This window comes from Xenorhabdus bakwenae, assembly GCF_030272115.1.
GTDB classification, from domain to species: Bacteria; Pseudomonadota; Gammaproteobacteria; order Enterobacterales; family Enterobacteriaceae; genus Xenorhabdus; species Xenorhabdus bakwenae.
Genome location: NZ_CP119194.1, coordinates 1,159,759 through 1,179,688, shown reverse-complemented (window position 1 = coordinate 1,179,688; position 19,930 = coordinate 1,159,759). Strand labels below are relative to the sequence as shown.

Sequence of the window (19,930 nt, the reverse complement as noted above, 5' to 3'; positions counted from 1 at the left end):
ATTAGTTTACCTATCTCAAGGCTTGAGTACAAAACTGATTTAACAAAGATTATTCTGATGGAATGTAAAAAAATTAGGCTTAAATTTGTACAGCTTGTGATCGCCGCCGCAATAACCTTTCATATAATAAGCCTATAATTAATCTTGAAGAAGATATCTACTTTCGTGCTTTTGCGTTCGTTGTCTTTGCAAATTAGCGTTCACAAAAAGTATTGGAGGTTGGTTATGAGACGTAAAAAGGCTTTTATTTTTGGCAATATTCTCATGGGAGTGGGCATGGCGGCAATGCTTATTAGTTTAGCGTATGTATTGCTTAGTCATATCTTTAATTTTGGTCTTTCGGAGTTTTTGACAAGCCTCTCACTAATGGGATTGTTTGTTGGGGCGTTTATTTGGCTGGTAGGAGCCAGTATTGGCGGCCGCGAACAGGTTACTGATAAATATTGGTGGCTGAAGAATTACGATGAACGTTATTGCCGTAAAAACCAGCGACATTCGTGATTATTTTGGATAAGGCGGTCATGGCTACCGCCTTATCCTTATTGGTTAACTGTTCAGTATATTAAAAGCTGACATTGAAGCCGAGATTGAAATAGTAGTCATGATCCGGTTCATTATCATTTTTTTTCATGTGATACGGCGGCAAATGCGCGAAAGTCATTGGTCAGGTTGGCATTAACACCGACCGTATATTGGACATGATCTCTATTCTGTTTCCCTCCCGGTTGGACGAAACTTGTTTTGGTCGCATTGATCGCGCTGCGAAGAGCATAGCGTTCATCATCGAATTGATGGTTGAACAGAATAGAAGCATAAGGATTGAAACGGCCCAGTTTAGTCTCTACGCGCCAACCCACCGAGCCAACTTTTGAGTGATAGCGTTGATCTGCAAAATGCATGGAGGTGCTGTTGTTACCTGTTTCACGATAGCCATCAACCTCCCCTTTATCCCATGCATATTGGATGATCGGGCTGGTAGTCAGGTAACGAGTGACTGGAATATCCCAGCCTGCTGCAATCCGCCAACCCCACTGTGTGCCCATCGTTGAACCTGATTCCCTGCGCGTGGCTTGACCAAGCTGAATGGAGCGCGACAGATTGTCGTAATGGGTACGTGAATAATGGATATCACCGTTCAGCCAGCCGCTGCCATAGTAGTTCCATAGTGTGTAAGCGGTTATGACATGACCGGTAGCAGCATAGTTGAAATTAGGTGTTGCATTTTGTTCATCTTTATAACGGGAAATTGTTGCGCCTAATAATAAATTATTCGTCAGTTGATAATCGCTGCCCAATGAGAGGGTATTATTGCGATTGCCTGTATAGCCCCCGAATATGCCAACTTTACCTTTGGCCTGATGATTATTACGAAGTTGTTGCAGGTGACCATCAAGCGAGCTTAGCGCGGTAGTCGTTGGGACTCGGTTGATATGATTCAATGCCATCACTTGTAAAGGTGCGTTGTAGATAGACGTGATGTACTGGCCGATGACTTTGTGTGCGTAAGGGGTCGGGTGGAAGCTATCGGAAAATAAATAGGGTTGGCTTTTATCAAAGCCGGGATCGGAAGAAGAACAAACAAACGCCATCTTATCGTATGGACAGGCATAACCAAGAGTATTAGAAACACCATAAATGGTCGGATTTTCAATGACTTCATGTAAGAGATGCTTGACGTCGGCAAACAGGATATTGCCGTCAATGAGTTGATTTTCTTCGTTTTGGTTAAATGTGTTGGAAAATTGGGAAGCAGTTTTGCTGGTATTATTATAAGCATCAAGCAATTGATGATAAATTTCGTTTGCTTTGTCTGGATCCTGGGGAGAAGCACCTTCAGCAATTTTTTTAAACACCCCCTGAATGATTCCATTTCTGATTTTCGTATTCGGTGTCGGGTACTTGTTGATAGCTTCATGAGCCTGTTTCAGAATGTTGTCGATTTCGTCCTTGGGTATTTTGCTTTTTTCTAATGCGCCTTTAAGCACGGCTTCCATAATTTTAGGGGTCGTACCAATATCGGGAACATTAGGTACAATAATTAACCCCGCTCCAGCCTTAATGAGTCGATTAATCTGCGATGCGGCGGATGCAGAACTGTCATTGATACGCTGTTGTGCTGTTTTTTCGTCACCTTGCGCCGAATCTCGCAGAGCCTGAGATATATCATTGCCTCCCACCCAATGTATGTATAAACCGTTCGGATCAGCCCGTCCTGAGTGCGCTTGCAAATAGTCATCAAGCTGTTTTTGTGTTGAGTGGGAAATATAATCATAGAATGGATCCCCTGTATCACGGGCTGTTGCTCCTCCATATGCATAATTGGTCCCGCCATTTTTAGAGCGGGTCAGTTTTTTGCCAGTGAGATTTCGGGCTATATATTCATCATAGAGTTCAGCGTCTTTTCCATCGGTTGTGAATCTTCCAACATTTCCGCCATCACTCAAACTATCCCCAAAAACATACACATTGTTATAGGCATAAGCATTTGTGATGAGGTTAACTAGCAGTGCGGTCGTGGCTGATACTAAAAAGGGTGCTTTTTTCATATCGTTCTCCTGAAAAAACAGCGCATTATTTTCATACCAGCCAAAACACCTTGATTTAAAAGGGTATTTACCCATTCTCCTCCGATTGATGGCTGATTTTCTGATTGTTTCAGTCCGATACTACTTCCCTTTGCATATACGAAAATTAAATGAAATGTTAACTAAGGTATGCAAATGTTGAACGATTATGAAATAAAAACGCGGGGCCATAATATTTATAGCCCTGCGTCCCTGAGTCAGTGCTTTCTTAGAAACTCGCGTTGATACCTAAGCTGAAATGGTAGCTAGGATCTTGGCTATTGCCGTCATTACGGGTGACGGAAGCAAATCCGCGCAGGTTCTTGTTCAGGTTTGCGTTCAAACCCACCGTATATTGACGCCAGTTAGTACTCTGCTTGCCACTTTCCTGTACAAAAGACGTTTTGGTGGAATTAATGGCACTGCTCAGTTTGTAGCGTGTATCACTAAATTGGTGATTAAACTGAACAGAAGCGTAAGGATTGAAATGGCCCAGTTTAGTATCTACGCGCCAACCCAGGGTGCCAACGTTAGAGGTATAATCCTGATCGCTAAAATGCATGGAAGTACTATTGTTGCCGGATTCACGGTAGCCATCAACTTCACCTTTATCCCAGGCATACTGGATGATTGGGCTGGTGGTCAGATAGTGAGTAACAGGAATATCCCAACCAGCGGTAATGCGTGCTCCCCATTGTTTACCTGTGGTAGAACCGGTTTCCCTGCGTGTCGCTTCTCCAAGCTGGATGGCACGGGTCAGGCTGTCATAATCGGTGCGCGAATAATGGAAGTCACCGCTTAACCAACCATTGTTGTAATAGTTCCACAATGTATACGCTGTCAAAACATGACCATGGCCTGCATAAGAAAAGTCGGCAATAGGTGAGCGCTCCTCTTTATAGTTAGAGTACATGGCACCCAACAGCAGGTTATCTATCAGCTGATAATCGCTACCCAGTGTAAAGGTTTTATTCCGGTTGCCCGTGTAGCCGCCAAAGACACCGACTTTGCCCTGTTCGTTGCCACCGTTACGCAGTTGTTGCAGGTGACCATCAAGGGAGGAGAGGGCGCTTTTAACGGAGGTACGGTTAACTTGCGTCAGGGTCATTACCTGTGATGGAGCAATATAGATAGAGGTTATGTATTGGCCCATTATTTTATGTCCCAACGGAGTTGGGTGGAAAGAATCAGAGAATAAAAATTCTTTGTCTTTAGTAAACCCTGGATCGTTGACGGAGCATTTATTGGCACCTACATTTAATGCACAGGAATAACCTAATGTATTTTGGATGCCATAAATCAGAGGATTGGCAATGACTTCATTCAGCAAGCCATTGATATCGGCACGCAAGATATTGGCATTTTTTTGGCTGATCTTCTCATCTATGAGTTTGTTATAGAGATTTGTGGAGTCTGTGGCATCCTTGCTGGCTTTTTCATATTTCTCCGTAAGCTCTTTTTCAATTTGTTCCGCAGAAGCCCCTGGAATTATTTCTGTACCTTTTTGTGCTAAGGTGTGAAACACTGTTTTTAGGGCAATATCACGAGCCTGATCATTGGGAATTTCATGTTTATTAAGTCCTACATGAACATCTTGTAAAATAGCATTACTGGTGTTTTCGGAAACGCCTTTCTCTTCCAACCCTGTTTTTATTAAGCCACCCAAAAGAGTAGGCGTCGTTCCTATATCAGGGACTGTGGGTGCGACAATCAGCCCTGCACCTGCATCGATGAGTTCATCAATTTGATTAGCGGCTTCGGTAGCACTGGTATTGATCATTTTATAAGCCTCAGAAGGATTTTTCAGTCCAACAACTAAGGCTTCGGCGAGATCGTTACCACCTACCCAATGAATGAATATGCCATTGGAATCTGCCTGATTATTGTTTTGACTGAGATAATCGCTAACCTGTTTTTTTGTAGTAGGATTTAAGGCATTCAATCGAGGATCTTGGCGGTGAATTTCAAGAGCGGTTGCGCCTCCCTGAGCATAATTAGTTCCTTTACGGTTGGAAGGCATCAATGTCTTGCCGATTATTTGCTGGGTAAAGTATTCATCATACAATACGCTATTCTTGCCATCACTGGTAAAACGGCCCAAATTCCCGCTATCACTCAAACTATCACCAAAAACATAAACTTGGCTATAAGCATGAGCATTAGAAATAGCATTGATTGAAAGCGCTAGCAGTGCAGGTGTAAATAAAAATGCCTTTTTCATTGGCACTCTCCTTAAAAAGGTCGTTTTTGCTATTAATCAACATCTTGTCTTTGGAAAAGCTTGTTTTTGGACAAAAAGTACCCTGCAACTCTTCCTCAGCAGGTTAGAGATGTTGATATGTTTAATATTGAAATAACCCCATATAAGACAGCTGACTTATTAATAACGGCTGCCTACGATTAATTATGGTTTCTGGTTATTGAACTGCCATGTTGCTTTGCATTTTTTATGGATAATGTGAGCTTAAAAAGTTCCGCTCTTAAACATGAATATAAAATAACCAGTCAAAAATTATTCTTTTCGTTCCTGGAGATTGATGGTTTACATATTAGGATAATTTATTTTTTTAGATAAGAAATAATACCTGTTTTTCAATACTATTTGTGATGTAAGGAAATAAAACCCCCGCCATTAAGCGTGCGACAGGTTAGCAGCAACTATCCAATGACACCAGTATTGTTAGAGCATCTGGAACTGGACGTACCAGATGAGTTGGAATAATTGTGGGATATTAATATTAGATTGTATGTCAATTTAATCGTTTTATTTTATTGAATGAAATTTACAACGGTTAGGTAACTTTTTGAAAAAATTAATCATTTTCAAATAAAAACTATTGATAATGATAATTAATTCAAGGCGAAAACATTAGCTAAATATATCAAATAAACAGAAAACCCCGCTGCTGCAAATGCAACAACGGGGTTTTTCAGGCAATGATTTATTTAATCACTTGAATAAGTTTTAGCTCAACATTTAAGCTAAAAACTAAAACATTAGTGCTCAAACATCGCAGAGATTGACTCTTCATTACTGATACGGCGGATAGCTTCAGCAAGCATGCCAGACAGTGTCAAAGTGCGAACTTTGTTCAACGCCTTAATCTCATCAGACAGAGGAATGGTGTCACAGACCACAAATTCATCGATCACTGAGTTCTTGATGTTTTCCACTGCATTGCCAGAGAAAATAGGGTGGGTTGCGTAAGCAAATACCCGTTTCGCTCCGCGCTCTTTCAATGCCTCAGCTGCTTTGCACAGTGTGCCACCTGTATCGATCATGTCATCAACCAGAACGCAATCACGGCCAGCAACGTCACCAATAATATGCATGACCTGAGAAACGTTTGCTCGTGGGCGACGTTTATCGATGATAGCCATATCTGTATCATTCAGTAGCTTGGCAATCGCACGGGCGCGAACAACACCGCCGATATCTGGGGAGACAACAATCGGGTTTTCCAGCTCTTTCTGGAGCATATCTTCCAGAAGGATTGGGCTACCAAATACATTATCAACTGGAACATCAAAGAAACCTTGGATCTGCTCGGCGTGTAGGTCAACAGTGAGAACACGGTCTACACCAACGCTGGACAGAAAATCAGCAACAACTTTTGCAGTGATAGGTACACGTGCCGAACGGACACGGCGATCCTGACGGGCATAACCGAAGTAAGGAATAACAGCGGTAATGCGACCAGCAGAAGCACGACGTAGCGCATCGACCATAACAACTAATTCCATCAGGTTATCATTGGTCGGTGCACAGGTGGACTGAATGATGAAAACATCACCACCACGTACATTTTCATTGATTTGAACACTGACTTCACCGTCGCTGAAACGACCGACAGCAGCGTCTCCCAGATTAGTGTACAGGCGGTTGGCAACACGTTGTGCTAGTTCAGGTGTGGCATTACCAGCAAAAAGCTTCATATCGGGCACGAGAAAAACCTCAGGCTTGCGTCCAGAGAGATATTGTTGACCAATCAAACAAACTCATTGGTTCAATAACACGGGTATCCCAGAGCGGAATGTATGCAATGGCGAAATGTTAACGCCACGCGCAACAAAACCCTGCATCCACTCTGGAGTTTCATTTAACACCTTACGGGCCGATGCTTCTGATTCGAACTCGCCGAAAACACATGCACCGGTTCCGGTCAGGCGTGACGGTGCGTATTCTAACAGCCATAAAAGAAGCTGTTCAACCTCACGAAAACGTTTTCTTGCGATTGGTTCACAATCATTGGCAAATGGTGCCTGTAATAATGCGGGTAGAGAGCGAATCGGAGAATTTCTTTTTAATTCAGGATCTGTGAAAATCGTCGGAGTTGATATTTCAATTCCAGGGTGGGCAACCAAAAACCATTTTTCTTCCGGTGAAGCAGGCTGGAGTTTTTCTCCAATACCTTCGGCAAAAGCGGCATGGCCTTTGACAAATACGGGAACGTCTGCCCCAAGGCAGACGCCAAGCTGTGCCAATTCATCATCGGGCAGATTGGCTTGCCAATGGTAATTCAGGGCAATCAATATCGTTGCAGCATTGGAAGAGCCGCCGCCTAAACCTCCACCCATCGGCAGGCATTTATCAACGCAGATATCGGCGCCCAAATGTTCGGTGACAGATTGCCCGGTGCCGAATTGAGTGTTTGCATGGTGATGCTGTAATGTGCGTTTTTGTAATAGATGGTTCTGCAATAATCGGGCTGCCCGTACGATCAGGTTGTCATCATGGGCTACACCCGCAACCGGCGTCAGTAAGCGGATTTGATTATCTTGGCGCGGTGAAATAGTGATTTCATCGCCATAATCTAAAAATTGAAACAGTGTTTGCAGTTCGTGGTAGCCGTCAGGCCGCTGCCCGGTGATATACAAAAATAAATTCAATTTTGCCGGAGAAGGCCAGGTTAACGTCATTATTGAATTGTCCAGTTATCCATCTTTAATTTTATGCGGTTGTTTCCTTGCGTCAGCTCCAGTCGGGTGGGTAAGGCTGGCGTGATCGAGGTATCGTATCCTTGATAATTCACTCGCCAAACTTCACCATCATTTTTGTCACTAACGGATTTAAGCAGGTAATTGGCATCCAACTGAAAAACGTTGGCACTACCAGGTAGTCCGATGATCCAGCTTCGTAGATTATCCAGAGGAATATTCATATTGGTCAGTTGGTAAATTAAAGATTCGGGTTTATCACTGAGATATTTTTTACCATTATTATCCGTGACCTGAATCATATTCGGTTTAACGAATAATTCCAACTCTGTTGTACCCAGTGGATTGAGCAGCAATAATTTATAATTGTCAGGCGAATATTGTTGCCAGAAAAATCGGGCGTACACTTTTTTTTCATCTGCCAGATAAGCGAAAGAACCTCGGGTTTGGTAATGCCCTAATTTTTGCAATTGCTGTTCACGGGCGTGCCATTGTGGTGTATCCGCTGATCCCGTGCCCATAGGGGGTTGCGTGACGGTACAGGCAGTCAGTAAAACGCCGGAGAGAGGAAGTAAGCGAAAAAAAACAGACATTTTCATACGGTAACCCTTGGTAGTAAGAGAGCGTGGTATTTTATCGGTTATAAATATGGCAATATTTATATAACAACTTAAAGTATGCTCCCCAAGCCTATAATCATATAACGTAATTTAGCGAAAGTTCGCTGAGAATTCTCAAATAAAATTATCGCATAATCACCTGATTGACTTTTATTGCACTGATGCATCAAGTAGAATGCTCGACCAATGAGAGTCCTTATGAAGGGTGGGAGTTTATGAGAATAATTATCGATATCATCATAACCTTGCCTCCTATGATAACTCAATGCAGTTAAGATGACTTTATTAGCACTCGGTATTAACCATAAAACCGCGCCTGTTTCTTTACGTGAGCGGGTGGCCTTTTCTCCTGACACGATAGGATTAGCGCTTGATGACTTGCTCCAGCAACCGTTGGTGCGAGGCGGCGTTGTGCTGTCCACCTGCAACCGTACAGAGCTTTACCTCAGTGTTGAACAACAGGGTAATTTTGAAGAACAGCTGATTAATTGGCTATGCCGATATCATCAACTTAACCCTGATGATTTGACAGGAAGCCTCTACTGGTATTCAGACAATGCGGCCGTCAGCCATTTAATGCGGGTTGCGAGTGGCCTGGATTCCCTTGTATTGGGGGAACCGCAGATTTTGGGACAGGTGAAAAAGGCTTTCGCTGAGTCGCAAAATTATCAATCTCTGTCGAGTGAACTGGAACGTTTATTCCAAAAATCTTTCTCGGTGGCGAAGCGGATCAGAACAGAAACAGAAATTGGCGCCAATGCCGTTTCCGTAGCATTTGCGGCCTGTACACTTGCACGGCAAATTTTCGAATCCCTTTCCCAATTGAATATCCTGCTGGTGGGCGCGGGGGAAACGATCGAACTGGTTGCCCGTCATCTAAAAGAGCATGGTGTGAATCACATGATGATCGCCAACCGGACAAAAGAACGGGCACAGATGCTTGCCAGTGAAGTCAATGCAGAAGTCATTTCCCTGCCAGATATCGATACCCGATTGGCTGAAGCGGATATTGTTATTAGCTCCACCGCCAGCCCCTTGCCGATCATCGGCAAAGGCATGGTCGAAAGGGCGTTGAAATTACGTCGTAACCAACCCATGTTGCTGATTGACATTGCCGTTCCTCGTGATATTGAACCGGATGTGGAAAAATTGAGTGATGTTTATCTGTACAGTGTGGATGATTTACAGGCTATCATTCAGCAAAATCTTGCCCAACGTAAAGCTGCGGCAGTGGTTGCGGAAGGGATTGTGCAACAAGAAAGCAGCTATTTCATGGATTGGTTGCGTTCTCAAGGCGCGGTTAATACAATTCGAGAATATCGAGAACAGGCAGAGAAAATCAGGGCTGAGATGACGGCAAAGGCATTGATGTCCATACGGCAGGGTGCTGATGCCGAACAGATCATTAACCAATTGACCCACCAATTGACGAATCGTCTGATCCATACACCGACTAAATCTCTCCAACAGGCTGCCAGTGATGGCGATTTGGAACGCCTGAATCTATTACGGGACAGCCTTGGGCTGGATCATAACTAACCTAACCCTATTCTAAATAAGGTCTGATATTACGAATGAAGCCTTCTATTGTCGCTAAATTGGAAGCACTACAAGAACGCCATGAAGAAGTTTTGGCTCACCTCGGTGATGCAGAAGTCATTTCTGATCAAGAACGTTTTCGCGCGTTATCAAAGGAATATGCCCAGCTGACCGATGTGACTAACTGTTTTAAAGCCTGGAAAAGCGTTCAGGATGATATTGAAACAGCTGAAATGATGCTTAATGATCCCGAAATGCGGGAAATGGCACAGGAAGAACTCAAAAGCGCAAAAATTCGTAATGAAGAGCTGGAACAGCAACTGCAACTGCTGTTATTGCCGAAAGATCCGGATGATGAGCGTAACTGTTTCCTTGAAGTCCGTGCCGGAACCGGTGGTGATGAAGCGGCGATATTTGCGGGCGATTTATTCCGTATGTATAGCCGTTATGCAGAATCCCGTCGTTGGAAAGTGGAGCTTATGAGTGCTAATGAGGGTGAGCATGGTGGATATAAGGAAGTGATTGCTAAAATTTCGGGCGAGCAAGTTTATGGTCACCTGAAATTTGAGTCTGGTGGTCATCGTGTTCAGCGGGTGCCGGAAACAGAGTCACAGGGGCGTATTCACACTTCTGCGTGTACCGTGGCTGTTCTGCCAGAAATTCCAGAAGCAGAATTACCGGAAATCAATCCGGGCGACCTGAAAATTGACACTTTTCGTTCTTCCGGTGCGGGTGGACAGCACGTCAACACCACGGATTCTGCAATTCGAATTACCCACTTACCAACGGGAATTGTCGTCGAGTGCCAGGATGAGCGCTCCCAGCATAAGAACAAAGCAAAAGCAATGTCGGTGCTTGGTGCGCGTATTCGTGCCGCTGAGATGCGGAAGCGTCAAGAAGCTGAAGCTTGCGAACGGCGTAATTTGCTCGGCTCCGGTGACCGTTCAGATCGCAACCGTACCTATAACTTCCCACAAGGGCGGGTTACTGATCACCGTATCAACCTGACGTTATACCGTCTTGAGGAAGTGATGGAAGGCAAACTGGATATGCTTATCCAGCCTATTGTTACTGAATATCAGGCAGACCAACTGTCTGCATTGTCAGAGCAGGATTGATGAATTATCAACACTGGCTCCAGCATGCGGCTGCGCAGTTGATTACAAGTGATAGCCCGAAGCGTGATGCAGAAATCCTGTTGCAACATGTAACAGGGCGTTCCCGTACTTATTTAATTGCATTCAATGAAACGCCTGTTTCCCCAGAGGAAGCGAGCCAGCTTGATATTTTGCTGGCTCGTCGCATTCAGGGAGAGCCGATTGCTTATATTGTGGGGGAGCGTGAATTTTGGTCGCTGTCTCTTACGGTATCACCCGCAACGTTAATCCCACGTCCTGATACGGAATGCCTGGTTGAAAAAGCCTTGGAACTATTGCCTGAATCATCGGCACAGATCTTGGATCTCGGCACGGGAACCGGAGCCATTGCACTGGCGCTGGCAAGTGAGCGGCAGGATTGCAGTGTCACTGGCGTGGATATCAATCCTGATGCCGTCGCATTGGCAAAACATAATGCGGCAAGAAACACGGGAAAATTGCCTGTTCACAATGTGAATTTTCTGCAAAGTGAGTGGTTTTCTGCGGTTGGGGAAAGACAATTTGATATGATTGTCAGTAATCCTCCCTATATTGATGAGCTTGACCCTCATCTGCACGAAGGAGATGTCAGGTTTGAACCAGCCGCTGCATTGATCGCTGCACAAAATGGTATAGCCGATTTGCAGACAATTATAGAGCAGGCTCGCCACTTCCTGTTACCAAACGGATGGCTATTATTGGAACATGGCTGGAAACAGGGAATCGTTGTCAGAAACCTATTTTTGGAAAAAGGTTATCAACAGATAGCAACTTTTCAGGATTATGGTGGTAACGAACGTATCACGGTAGGTCGATGGAATAAAGATGAAAACCATAGTTAATTATGAATTCAATAATGCTTCCCTGATAGAGGGTATTATTCTGGTAACGCGGGCCATTCGTCCTGATTTCCACCACGCAATGGTGACTGAGCAGTTAATTATATTGATTGAAGAAGCGCGCCAAAAACTTTCCTCTATTACTGATGCCAAAGCAAAATTACAAGCACTATTGACACTTTTCTATCGAGAATGGAAATTTGGCGGCGCGAATGGGGTGTATTGTTTATCTGATACCCTGTGGTTGGATAATGTATTGCGTTCACGCCAAGGCGCTCCCGTAACATTGGGAACGATATTTACCCATATTGCTCAGGCGCTGGCATTGCCCGTACAGCCTGTTATATTCCCGACACAGTTAATCTTGCGACTTGATTTGGCTGATGAGCCGACATGGTTTATTAACCCGATGAATGGCGATACGCTCAACGAACATATCCTTGATGTCTGGTTGAAAGGTAATATTGGCCCGATGATCCGTTTGGAAAATAAGGATTTACAGGAAGCCGATAATAACAGCATTGTGCGAAAAGTTACCGATATTATCAAAATTTCCTTAATGGAAGAGAAAAAGATGGAGTTGGCGTTAAAAGCCAGCGAAATCGTGCTGATGTTCGATCCCGATGATCCATATGAAATCCGCGACCGAGGGTTGATTTATGCGCAGCTCGATTGTAATCACATTGCTGTTTCAGATTTGAGTTATTTCGTGGAGCATTGTCCTGAAGACCCTATCTCAGAAATGATAAAAATGCAGATTAACTCTATTGATCAGAGAACGCTAATCCTCCATTAAAGGCGTTATAAGGCAGCATTTCTTTGCCCTTTATTTATTTTTATAGATACAAATTTATTTGCCCTTAACAAGAGAAGGTATAAACATGCAACAGAAAGTGGTTAATATTGGTGACATCAAGGTCGCAAATGATCTGCCTTTTGTACTGTTTGGTGGTATGAATGTCCTTGAGTCACGGGATTTGGCCATGCGCATTTGTGAACACTATGTGACCGTAACGCAAAAACTGGGCATTCCTTATGTTTTTAAGGCGTCTTTTGATAAGGCTAACCGTTCTTCTATTCATTCCTATCGCGGGCCTGGTTTGGAAGAGGGCCTGAGAATTTTTCAGGATCTGAAACAGATTTTTGGCGTGAAAATCATCACTGATATACATGAACCCGCGCAAGCCCAGCCTGTTGCAGATGTGGTTGATGTTATCCAGCTTCCCGCTTTCCTTGCCCGCCAGACTGATCTGGTTGAAGCGATGGCAAAAACGGGTGCAGTGATCAATGTCAAAAAACCGCAGTTTGTTAGCCCGGGCCAGATGGGGAATATCGTTGACAAATTTCAAGAAGGTGGCAACGATCAGGTAATATTGTGTGACCGTGGCAGTAATTTTGGTTACGACAATCTGGTTGTCGATATGTTGGGCTTTGGTGTCATGAAACAGGCAACCAATGGCTCACCCGTGATTTTTGATGTCACTCACTCATTACAATGCCGTGATCCCTTTGGTGCAGCTTCCGGGGGGCGTCGTGCGCAAGTGTCAGAACTGGCCCGTGCGGGTATGGCGGTAGGAATTGCCGGTTTGTTCCTTGAAGCCCATCCTGATCCAGAAAATGCAAAATGTGATGGTCCGTCAGCACTGCCGCTGGCAAAACTGGCGCCATTCCTGATGCAGATAAAAGCCATTGATGATGTGGTGAAAAATTTCCCAGAGCTGGATACCAGCAAATAATCATTTGAGCTTTCGAATTTTTTGAGAATGCGGTTACAGATACTTGACTCTGTAACCGCTGATTTTTTTACGTATTATTTTTAATAAATAATCTCTTGCCAGGAAAATCAATTAATACTGCATATTGATTGAAGAAGTTATTGCCAATGAGTCCATCAGCATTTAACTGATTAAACTCCCCATCAACCAGTAATGAATTCAGTTTTATGGCGTTAGCGCCTGCCTCATCAAGTTGAAATGCCGATACAGTACATTCTTCATTGGCCAGATCTTCTCTTAACGCCCCACAGGGAAGGATAACGGGAGGTGATTGCAGCCTTGTTCTCCAAAAAACCGAAGCTGACGCACCAGTATCCAGGATCATGTTGTAACTCTTGGCGTTTTGTGAAACTTTGACAGCAATGCCTTCTTGCGTGAGCCTCAGCGGTAATTCGTTCCAACCATCAGATATATTGACGCTCAATGCTTGTAAATGGTCAGAAACTGACAATCGTTGTTTTTTGTAATCAATAAGAATAACTTTGTCTTCGAATAAACCAAGGCCTATTACCATCGAAGTGGGAAGTTTCTTTTCTTTACCTAATAAGGTCACTCCCCATGGTTTTAGCGAAACGCCGGTAATATCTTTAAATATCATCCCGTTTATTGAAAGTTTTGGAATGTTAAATTGGTCATTAAAATAAACTTTGCCTGTAACGTCGGTAGAGCGTGCTTTTTCAGGATCTATCTCTAAGCCTGGTATTTCCGACATAAACTCTTTAGTTAAATGGAATCCTCGAGATGATCCCGTATCGAACATTAAATTTTGCTTTTTTCCATCAATTTCGAGATTTGCTATTGGTATAGAAAATTCATCAAACTGAAAATCTATATGTATGACTTCTTCAGCAGCCATGGAGTCTGTGACAAACCCTGGCGTAACGGAAGAGAAAACCATTAATATAATTGCCGTAAGATGTTTATTGAGTGAAAAAAGCATGAAAATTCTCCCTATCTGCATTCATAGTTATGTCAAATTCGGGGTGAAAAGTGAGTTTATTTTGAGACTGACAAGAAGAATATTAGACCAAAAAAATCATCTAATATTCTTATTCGGAGATTTAGGTTAATTTATTTCTTTCAGCGCGTTGGATAAAGTGGCATAAAAACTCAATTGCCCTTTGATCGGTTCGACTTTGGCGCGTGCCAACGTTTTCAAGGGCTGGAAAGCGATATCGCACACAACGAGATGTTTCTCTTTTCCCATCTCCCGAACAAACCCTTGAAAGGCATGTAACCCGCCTGCATCCAGAACCGGAACCGCATCCCACTGCATAATAATGGTGTGATAATCGGTTCCTTGTTCTTTCAGTTCAGCAAAAATGCGCTCCGCAGCTGCAAAAAACAGAGGACCATTAACTCGCACAACCAACAAACCCGTATCCTGATTTGTGACAGGAGAAATGCTGATTCGGGTCATATTGGCAATTTTGCGCATAAACAGCAGTGAAGCCAGCACAATGCCTATCGTGATTGCCACTACCATATCAAACAGAACAGTTAATGACATACACAGCAACATCACGATGATATCGTCTTTGGGAGCACGGCGGATGAGATCCACCACCTTATGGGTTTCGCTCATATTCCACGCCACAATCAACAAAATGGCTGACATGGCGGCAAGCGGTAGATAAGAAAGCATTGGGGCAAGAACCAGCAGCGCTAATAATACCAGCAGGGAGTGAACAACAGCGGCAATGGGTGAGGTTGCGCCTGCCCGCACATTGGCGGCTGAACGCGCAATAGCCGCAGTTGCGGTGATCCCGCCAAAGAAAGGGGCGACAATATTACCCATTCCCTGACCGATTAATTCACTGTTGGAATGATGTTTTTTTCCGGTCATGCCATCCAAAATAACAGCGCACAACAGGGATTCAATTGCCCCTAACATTGCCATCGAAAATGCAGCGGGCAGTAATGCTGATACTGTATTCCAGTTCATATCAAACGGATGAGTATCAGGTAATTGCCACGGCAGGACAAATTGAGGAAGAATAGGGGGAATACCTTGGCCTTGTGTACCTTCTTCCAGCGTATAGCTAAATGATGAACCAATCGTTGCCACATCGTGGCCTAGCAGATGCATGATCCCCATAATACCCGTACCTGCCATCAAAGCCGGTAAGTGACCCGGTAACTTTAACCCAAGCTTTGACCAGAAAATCAATACCAGCAGGGTTGTTAAACCAATGAGGGTATCGCTGAGTTGTAATGAAGGAAACGTTTGGGAGAGGGCAATCACCTTATTAATATAATTTTCCGGCACAGGATCTAATTTCAGGCCGAAGAAATTCTGCACTTGCATGGTAGCGATGGTAATAGCAATACCAGAAGTGAATCCAAGCGTAACAGACAGTGGAATGTACTCAATCAGTCGGCCTAATCGCGCTAATCCCATGATAAGCAGAATGATGCCTGACATGAGCGTGGCAATGAGCAAGCCACTGAGGCCAAATTGTTGTGATACAGGATAGAGTATCACCACAAAAGCCGCAGTAGGGCCGGAAACGCTATAGCGTGATCCTCCGGTCACAGCAATAATCATGCCGGCAATGGCCGCAGTATACAGGCCGTATTGTGGTGCAACACCACTGCCGATTGCCAGCGCCATCGCCAGTGGGATAGCAATGATTCCCACGGTGATCCCGGCAATCAGGTCTTTAATAAAACGGTGGAAAGAGTAAGTTTCTTTCCAACAAGCGTCAATAAGCGCACTAAATGGACGTATTCCCTTAATTTTACGAGTATTCATTTAATTGAGAACCCAAAAATAAGATAGCAAGTGATGAGCTGAAAAAAGTGATATTAGCATATCGCTTTTATCAGCTCAGAAAAGTGTTATATGTCAAAAAGTTAACTAATTTTACTTGTCAGCTTTTGGAAAATGCTCTTTCTCAATCATTGTAGTACGAGTTTTATCGATGGGGAAATTGTATTGAAGTTATTAAAACAGTCAGATAATTGTTGGATTACACTTATATTTGAGCTTTTAAAGTCTAGGTCTAAATGATAAAAATAAAGAGAAGAAAATATAACGTTTAACAAAGAGTTATTAGGCTAATTTTTATGAAAAAACAATACCAATGGTTAAAAGTTGTTCCTCTTGTTTTTAGTTCTTTACTCTCGGCGTGTGATGAAGACAATTACAGTTTTAAATTACGTGAAGATGCTTATGCTGAAGCACATAATAAATTCAAAACTCAAATTGTTGATAGCAGTTTTGTTGGTGATGGACAACCGGCCATACCGCCAAAAGATATTTTTTCTTTAATACATTATCCTGCTGAAGATGGGAACATGGCTGCCTTTCTTAGCACACCACCAGTCGATAAGACTAAAAAATATCCGGCGATAATTTGGTTAACAGGAGGATATGGCGGCATTGGTAATGATGACTTTTTCTGGTCTGAGCACTCTGCTGATAATGATCAATCAGCTTCTTAATATTATTAGGCCATTGAACAATCTTATTGTGGAAAAAATATTAAATGATAAGGGAGAAAAAGCAAACATTGAATTTAATGAAAACGACTTTCTAAAGATCCAATATAATCTTCCAGTATCAAACTAATCGGTTAATTTCTACGCCTCTGAGGAGGCGTAGGCGATAATAAATCAATTCTCAATATGGACTTTCTTGGCAATCGATACAGTAAAAATCCCCCAGTTATCTGTTATTTGATACTGTTTTTCAAACCCCGCTGTTTCTACCAATGCGTCTATTTCGGTCATGCTTCCAATCATTAGATTGTTGTAGTAAACTCCCCACTTTTTATTACTGGTGAGATATGGCTAAAGTTGATGTGGTTTGTCGTTACTGTCACAAAGCGGAAGAGGTCAAAGGGCATGGAAAAGGAAGCAGCGGACATCAGCGTTATCACTGTTATGCCTGCCGTAAAACCTTTCAACTGAATTACACCTACCAAGCCTGCAAACCCGGAATGAAAGATCAGATTGTGGATATGGCTGCGAATAATGGCGGTATCAGAGACACCGCTCGTGTCCTGAAGGTGGGTATCAACACCGTTCTTCGTACCCTAAAAAACTCGAACCCAGACAGGTAACTACACTGCCGCTGGCCGCAAATAATATTCATATTATCTGCGAAATTGATGAACAATGGTCTTTTGTCGGTAACAAGAAGAATCAGCGCTGGCTTTGGTATGCCTGGGAACCGGAGCAAAAGCAAATAATCGCGCACGTATTGGGGGATCGCAGCAGGAAAACACTGAGCAAATTGCTGGCACTTCTGGCTCCTTTCGAAATTCAATTTTTCTGTACCGATAATTATGCCGTTTACGATTGCCTTTCTGAGGAAAAACACTTTAGAGGGAAGAAATTTACTCAACGTATCGAAAGAACCAATCTGACCTTACGTACTCGCATCAAGAGACTGAATCGGAAAACGATCTGTTATTCCAAATCCGAAGAAATGCATGACAAAGTGATAGGCACTTTCATTGAGCGTGAATACTATCTTCCAAAGGTTATCTAACTATTGGGTGCATGACCTAAAATCCCAACTGTCGAGCAGTTTCTCCTCCTGAATGGCTCTATCTATGCGCTCCATTGCCAGTTTGTTGAGTTTTACCCACGTGAACAATTTCATCGTTTTGACCGTGAATCCCCATGCTGAGGCCAACTTCATAGCCTCAGCCGAAAAATTCCCTGTGCACCACATACAGAGTACGGAGTTTTCCGCGGCTATTTGTTCTATGGGGAGTCGGGTGAGGGAATAAAAATCGGTGGTAGCGTAGTGGTTATTAGCGGCTCCGTTGCTGACTGCATTATTATATTGCCACGGGGGATCAGCTAATATCAGGCTGTATTTTTGTTCCATCTCTCCGCCTATCCCGCTCATAATCCTCCCCGCATTCCCGGCTACAGAATGCACCGTGTGCTGCTGGCTCCGTCTCACACCATCGGCACATGCCGTTGATACTGGTTAATGCTGGTGGGCGGTTCTGGAGTGCATGAGATAACCTCAGCTCATTTAATTCATTCGCTGCGTCGATAATATCCATGATGATTCTCTATTTGTTGCGGTGAGGATATAGGTTTACTGCGAATACGCTTTTTCCATCACCTATATCATGAATGCTTTTATAAACCTCGCCATCAGCTAAATTATATATAGCCACAGGCTTCATATTTTCATATTCAGCGAGTTTATCTCCTAACCTGCCATTACATGGCCTCAGTTCAAACGAACGATATAAAAATTCACGACCTAATTTGGTTAATTTACCCCTTTCTGTAATTAACCCCATTTTAATTAATATTGATTTCGTGGTTCCGCCATTACTATATCCCGCCATGGTTTTTAAACATCCTTGTTCAATTATGGCTCGATGATTTTCGTGCCCGTAATTAGTTCCTTTAAAATGTTCAGTAATATATTCATCGGTGATATTGCTAACTGATTCTCGCGCCAACTCAATTACATTATTGTTCATGATTATTCTCGCTCAATTCTTCTATTATATAAAAATTATCAGCGCCGCATTTTGGACACGTTTGAATAAATGCAAAATTTGGGAATTCAGGGTCTGGAACTCCAACCCGATCGTTTTCATAATGAATATGTTTACATTGACGTTTGGCGCATACTACTTTGTCATTTCTCATTCAATCCTCCGAAACTCAATTGTCCAAACCCACGGGTTAGAGTTCCAGCTATCAGTGCCGTAAATATCCACCCACTGCCAATAAAATGACTCTACATACAACGGATCAGGATTATTACATCCACATGGTTGTGGATTGCCACACGGGTCATGCACCCAATAGTTAGATAACCTTTGGAAGATAGTATTCACGCTCAATGAAAGTGCCTATCACTTTGTCATGCATTTCTTCGGATTTGGAATAACAGATCGTTTTCCGATTCAGTCTCTTGATGCGAGTACGTAAGGTCAGATTGGTTCTTTCGATACGTTGAGTAAATTTCTTCCCTCTAAAGTGTTTTTCCTCAGAAAGGCAATCGTAAACGGCATAATTATCGGTACAGAAAAATTGAATTTCGAAAGGAGCCAGAAGTGCCAGCAATTTGCTCAGTGTTTTCCTGCTGCGATCCCCCAATACGTGCGCGATTATTTGCTTTTGCTCCGGTTCCCAGGCATACCAAAGCCAGCGCTGATTCTTCTTGTTACCGACAAAAGACCATTGTTCATCAATTTCGCAGATAATATGAATATTATTTGCGGCCAGCGGCAGTGTAGTTACCTGTCTGGGTTCGAGTTTTTTAGGGTACGAAGAACGGTGTTGATACCCACCTTCAGGACACGAGCGGTGTCTCTGATACCGCCATTATTCGCAGCCATATCCACAATCTGATCTTTCATTCCGGGTTTGCAGGCTTGGTAGGTGTAATTCAGTTGAAAGGTTTTACGGCAGGCATAACAGTGATAACGCTGATGTCCGCTGCTTCCTTTTCCATGCCCTTTGACCTCTTCCGCTTTGTGACAGTAACGACAAACCACATCAACTTTAGCCATATCTCACCAGTAATAAAAA

General features: G+C 43.3%; 20 protein-coding genes. 8 read left to right on the top strand and 12 right to left on the bottom strand.

Annotated elements, in window-relative coordinates; genetic code table 11:
- Positions 1 to 225 precede the first annotated feature (225 nt).
- Complete coding sequence (gene ychH, locus PXH59_RS06500; RefSeq protein WP_285810889.1) at positions 226 to 501, top strand: stress-induced protein YchH; 276 nt, start codon at positions 226 to 228, stop codon at positions 499 to 501.
- 116 nt (positions 502 to 617) lie between these two features.
- Here the strand turns inward: ychH and PXH59_RS06495 are convergent, their stop codons facing one another.
- From PXH59_RS06495 to lolB, 5 genes are all read right to left on the bottom strand, one after another.
- On the bottom strand, positions 618 to 2,546 hold the full coding sequence (locus tag PXH59_RS06495) for an autotransporter outer membrane beta-barrel domain-containing protein (protein WP_285810888.1): 1,929 nt from the start codon (positions 2,544 to 2,546) through the stop codon (positions 618 to 620).
- Between the two features lie 247 nt (positions 2,547 to 2,793).
- Entirely contained in the window at positions 2,794 to 4,785 is a 1,992-nt protein-coding gene (locus PXH59_RS06490) for an autotransporter outer membrane beta-barrel domain-containing protein (protein WP_285810887.1), read from the bottom strand.
- Positions 4,786 to 5,561: 776 nt separating this feature from the next.
- A complete protein-coding gene (gene prs, locus PXH59_RS06485) occupies positions 5,562 to 6,509 on the bottom strand; it encodes a ribose-phosphate diphosphokinase (RefSeq protein WP_120211349.1) in 948 nt (315 codons plus the stop codon).
- A gap of 54 nt (positions 6,510 to 6,563) precedes the next feature.
- Positions 6,564 to 7,484, bottom strand: a complete 921-nt coding sequence (gene ispE / locus PXH59_RS06480) for a 4-(cytidine 5'-diphospho)-2-C-methyl-D-erythritol kinase (RefSeq protein WP_047767162.1) — start codon at positions 7,482 to 7,484, stop codon at positions 6,564 to 6,566.
- Positions 7,484 to 8,101, bottom strand: a complete 618-nt coding sequence (lolB, locus tag PXH59_RS06475) for a lipoprotein insertase outer membrane protein LolB (protein ID WP_047767160.1) — start codon at positions 8,099 to 8,101, stop codon at positions 7,484 to 7,486. Before lolB ends, ispE begins: the two co-directional genes overlap by 1 nt.
- Positions 8,102 to 8,398: 297 nt before the next feature.
- Between lolB and hemA the strand changes: the two genes are divergently transcribed.
- The 5 genes from hemA (at position 8,399) to kdsA (ending at position 13,372) form a co-directional block, all read left to right on the top strand.
- Positions 8,399 to 9,661, top strand: coding sequence for a glutamyl-tRNA reductase (hemA, locus tag PXH59_RS06470; protein ID WP_285810886.1), 1,263 nt, complete (start codon positions 8,399 to 8,401; stop codon positions 9,659 to 9,661).
- Positions 9,662 to 9,696: 35 nt separating this feature from the next.
- Entirely contained in the window at positions 9,697 to 10,779 is a 1,083-nt protein-coding gene (gene prfA / locus PXH59_RS06465; protein WP_285810885.1) for a peptide chain release factor 1, read from the top strand.
- On the top strand, positions 10,779 to 11,639 hold the full coding sequence (gene prmC / locus PXH59_RS06460; protein WP_285810884.1) for a peptide chain release factor N(5)-glutamine methyltransferase: 861 nt from the start codon (positions 10,779 to 10,781) through the stop codon (positions 11,637 to 11,639). Before prfA ends, prmC begins: the two co-directional genes overlap by 1 nt.
- On the top strand, positions 11,623 to 12,432 hold the full coding sequence (gene sirB1, locus PXH59_RS06455; RefSeq protein ID WP_285810883.1) for an invasion regulator SirB1: 810 nt from the start codon (positions 11,623 to 11,625) through the stop codon (positions 12,430 to 12,432). Before prmC ends, sirB1 begins: the two co-directional genes overlap by 17 nt.
- Positions 12,433 to 12,517: 85 nt before the next feature.
- A complete protein-coding gene (gene kdsA / locus PXH59_RS06450; RefSeq protein WP_285810882.1) occupies positions 12,518 to 13,372 on the top strand; it encodes a 3-deoxy-8-phosphooctulonate synthase in 855 nt (284 codons plus the stop codon).
- Positions 13,373 to 13,439: 67 nt separating this feature from the next.
- Here the strand turns inward: kdsA and PXH59_RS06445 are convergent, their stop codons facing one another.
- The gene (locus PXH59_RS06445) at positions 13,440 to 14,351 is read right to left on the bottom strand and encodes a hypothetical protein (RefSeq protein WP_285810881.1); all 912 of its coding nucleotides are present in this window, start codon (positions 14,349 to 14,351) and stop codon (positions 13,440 to 13,442) included.
- A gap of 126 nt (positions 14,352 to 14,477) precedes the next feature.
- On the bottom strand, positions 14,478 to 16,166 hold the full coding sequence (gene dauA, locus PXH59_RS06440; protein WP_285810880.1) for a C4-dicarboxylic acid transporter DauA: 1,689 nt from the start codon (positions 16,164 to 16,166) through the stop codon (positions 14,478 to 14,480).
- A gap of 314 nt (positions 16,167 to 16,480) precedes the next feature.
- On the opposite strand from dauA, the gene PXH59_RS06435 reads away from it, so the two are divergent.
- On the top strand, positions 16,481 to 16,858 hold the full coding sequence (locus tag PXH59_RS06435) for a hypothetical protein (protein ID WP_047767245.1): 378 nt from the start codon (positions 16,481 to 16,483) through the stop codon (positions 16,856 to 16,858).
- 171 nt (positions 16,859 to 17,029) lie between these two features.
- Here PXH59_RS06435 and PXH59_RS06430 read toward each other — a convergent pair whose 3' ends face one another.
- Positions 17,030 to 17,146: a class I SAM-dependent methyltransferase family protein gene (locus tag PXH59_RS06430; RefSeq protein WP_434223347.1), complete on the bottom strand. Its 117-nt coding sequence runs from the start codon at positions 17,144 to 17,146 to the stop codon at positions 17,030 to 17,032.
- A 56-nt stretch (positions 17,147 to 17,202) separates the two neighbouring features.
- Between PXH59_RS06430 and PXH59_RS06425 the strand changes: the two genes are divergently transcribed.
- Positions 17,203 to 17,909, top strand: a protein-coding gene (locus tag PXH59_RS06425) for an IS1 family transposase (RefSeq protein ID WP_285808308.1) whose coding sequence is annotated in 2 segments (ribosomal slippage) — positions 17,203 to 17,452 and positions 17,452 to 17,909 — 708 coding nt in all. Because the reading frame shifts where the segments join, the coding sequence is not laid out codon by codon here.
- On the opposite strand, the gene PXH59_RS06420 is transcribed toward PXH59_RS06425, so the two are convergent.
- The 4 genes from PXH59_RS06420 to PXH59_RS06405 all read right to left on the bottom strand — a co-directional run bounded on the left by PXH59_RS06420 (position 17,910) and on the right by PXH59_RS06405 (position 19,911).
- The gene (locus PXH59_RS06420) at positions 17,910 to 18,275 is read right to left on the bottom strand and encodes an MT-A70 family methyltransferase (protein WP_352232125.1); all 366 of its coding nucleotides are present in this window, start codon (positions 18,273 to 18,275) and stop codon (positions 17,910 to 17,912) included.
- A gap of 172 nt (positions 18,276 to 18,447) precedes the next feature.
- Positions 18,448 to 18,870 (bottom strand): hypothetical protein, encoded by a 423-nt coding sequence (locus PXH59_RS06415; RefSeq protein WP_285810879.1) that lies wholly within the window; start codon positions 18,868 to 18,870, stop codon positions 18,448 to 18,450.
- Positions 18,860 to 19,042: a hypothetical protein gene (locus PXH59_RS06410; RefSeq protein WP_047771413.1), complete on the bottom strand. Its 183-nt coding sequence runs from the start codon at positions 19,040 to 19,042 to the stop codon at positions 18,860 to 18,862. The genes PXH59_RS06415 and PXH59_RS06410 overlap by 11 nt, the downstream gene beginning before the upstream one ends.
- A 162-nt stretch (positions 19,043 to 19,204) precedes the next feature.
- Positions 19,205 to 19,911 (bottom strand): IS1 family transposase gene (locus PXH59_RS06405; protein ID WP_285808308.1). Its coding sequence is split into 2 segments (ribosomal slippage): positions 19,205 to 19,662 and positions 19,662 to 19,911, totalling 708 coding nucleotides; the frame shifts between segments, so codons are not numbered across the junction.
- Positions 19,912 to 19,930 lie beyond the last annotated feature (19 nt).

Bases quoted from the DNA above. Each gene is read 5' to 3' on its own strand.
- ychH (WP_285810889.1), top strand. From the start codon at position 226: ATGAGACGTAAAAAGGCTTTTATTTTTGGCAATATTCTCATGGGAGTG.
- PXH59_RS06495 (WP_285810888.1), bottom strand. From the start codon at position 2,546: ATGAAAAAAGCACCCTTTTTAGTATCAGCCACGACCGCACTGCTAGTT.
- PXH59_RS06490 (WP_285810887.1), bottom strand. From the start codon at position 4,785: ATGAAAAAGGCATTTTTATTTACACCTGCACTGCTAGCGCTTTCAATC.
- ispE (WP_047767162.1), bottom strand. From the start codon at position 7,484: ATGACGTTAACCTGGCCTTCTCCGGCAAAATTGAATTTATTTTTGTAT.
- lolB (WP_047767160.1), bottom strand. From the start codon at position 8,101: ATGAAAATGTCTGTTTTTTTTCGCTTACTTCCTCTCTCCGGCGTTTTA.
- hemA (WP_285810886.1), top strand. From the start codon at position 8,399: ATGACTTTATTAGCACTCGGTATTAACCATAAAACCGCGCCTGTTTCT.
- prfA (WP_285810885.1), top strand. From the start codon at position 9,697: ATGAAGCCTTCTATTGTCGCTAAATTGGAAGCACTACAAGAACGCCAT.
- prmC (WP_285810884.1), top strand. From the start codon at position 10,779: ATGAATTATCAACACTGGCTCCAGCATGCGGCTGCGCAGTTGATTACA.
- sirB1 (WP_285810883.1), top strand. From the start codon at position 11,623: ATGAAAACCATAGTTAATTATGAATTCAATAATGCTTCCCTGATAGAG.
- kdsA (WP_285810882.1), top strand. From the start codon at position 12,518: ATGCAACAGAAAGTGGTTAATATTGGTGACATCAAGGTCGCAAATGAT.
- PXH59_RS06445 (WP_285810881.1), bottom strand. From the start codon at position 14,351: ATGCTTTTTTCACTCAATAAACATCTTACGGCAATTATATTAATGGTT.
- dauA (WP_285810880.1), bottom strand. From the start codon at position 16,166: ATGAATACTCGTAAAATTAAGGGAATACGTCCATTTAGTGCGCTTATT.
- PXH59_RS06435 (WP_047767245.1), top strand. From the start codon at position 16,481: ATGAAAAAACAATACCAATGGTTAAAAGTTGTTCCTCTTGTTTTTAGT.
- PXH59_RS06430 (WP_434223347.1), bottom strand. From the start codon at position 17,146: ATGACCGAAATAGACGCATTGGTAGAAACAGCGGGGTTTGAAAAACAG.
- PXH59_RS06420 (WP_352232125.1), bottom strand. From the start codon at position 18,275: ATGAGCGGGATAGGCGGAGAGATGGAACAAAAATACAGCCTGATATTA.
- PXH59_RS06415 (WP_285810879.1), bottom strand. From the start codon at position 18,870: ATGAACAATAATGTAATTGAGTTGGCGCGAGAATCAGTTAGCAATATC.
- PXH59_RS06410 (WP_047771413.1), bottom strand. From the start codon at position 19,042: ATGAGAAATGACAAAGTAGTATGCGCCAAACGTCAATGTAAACATATT.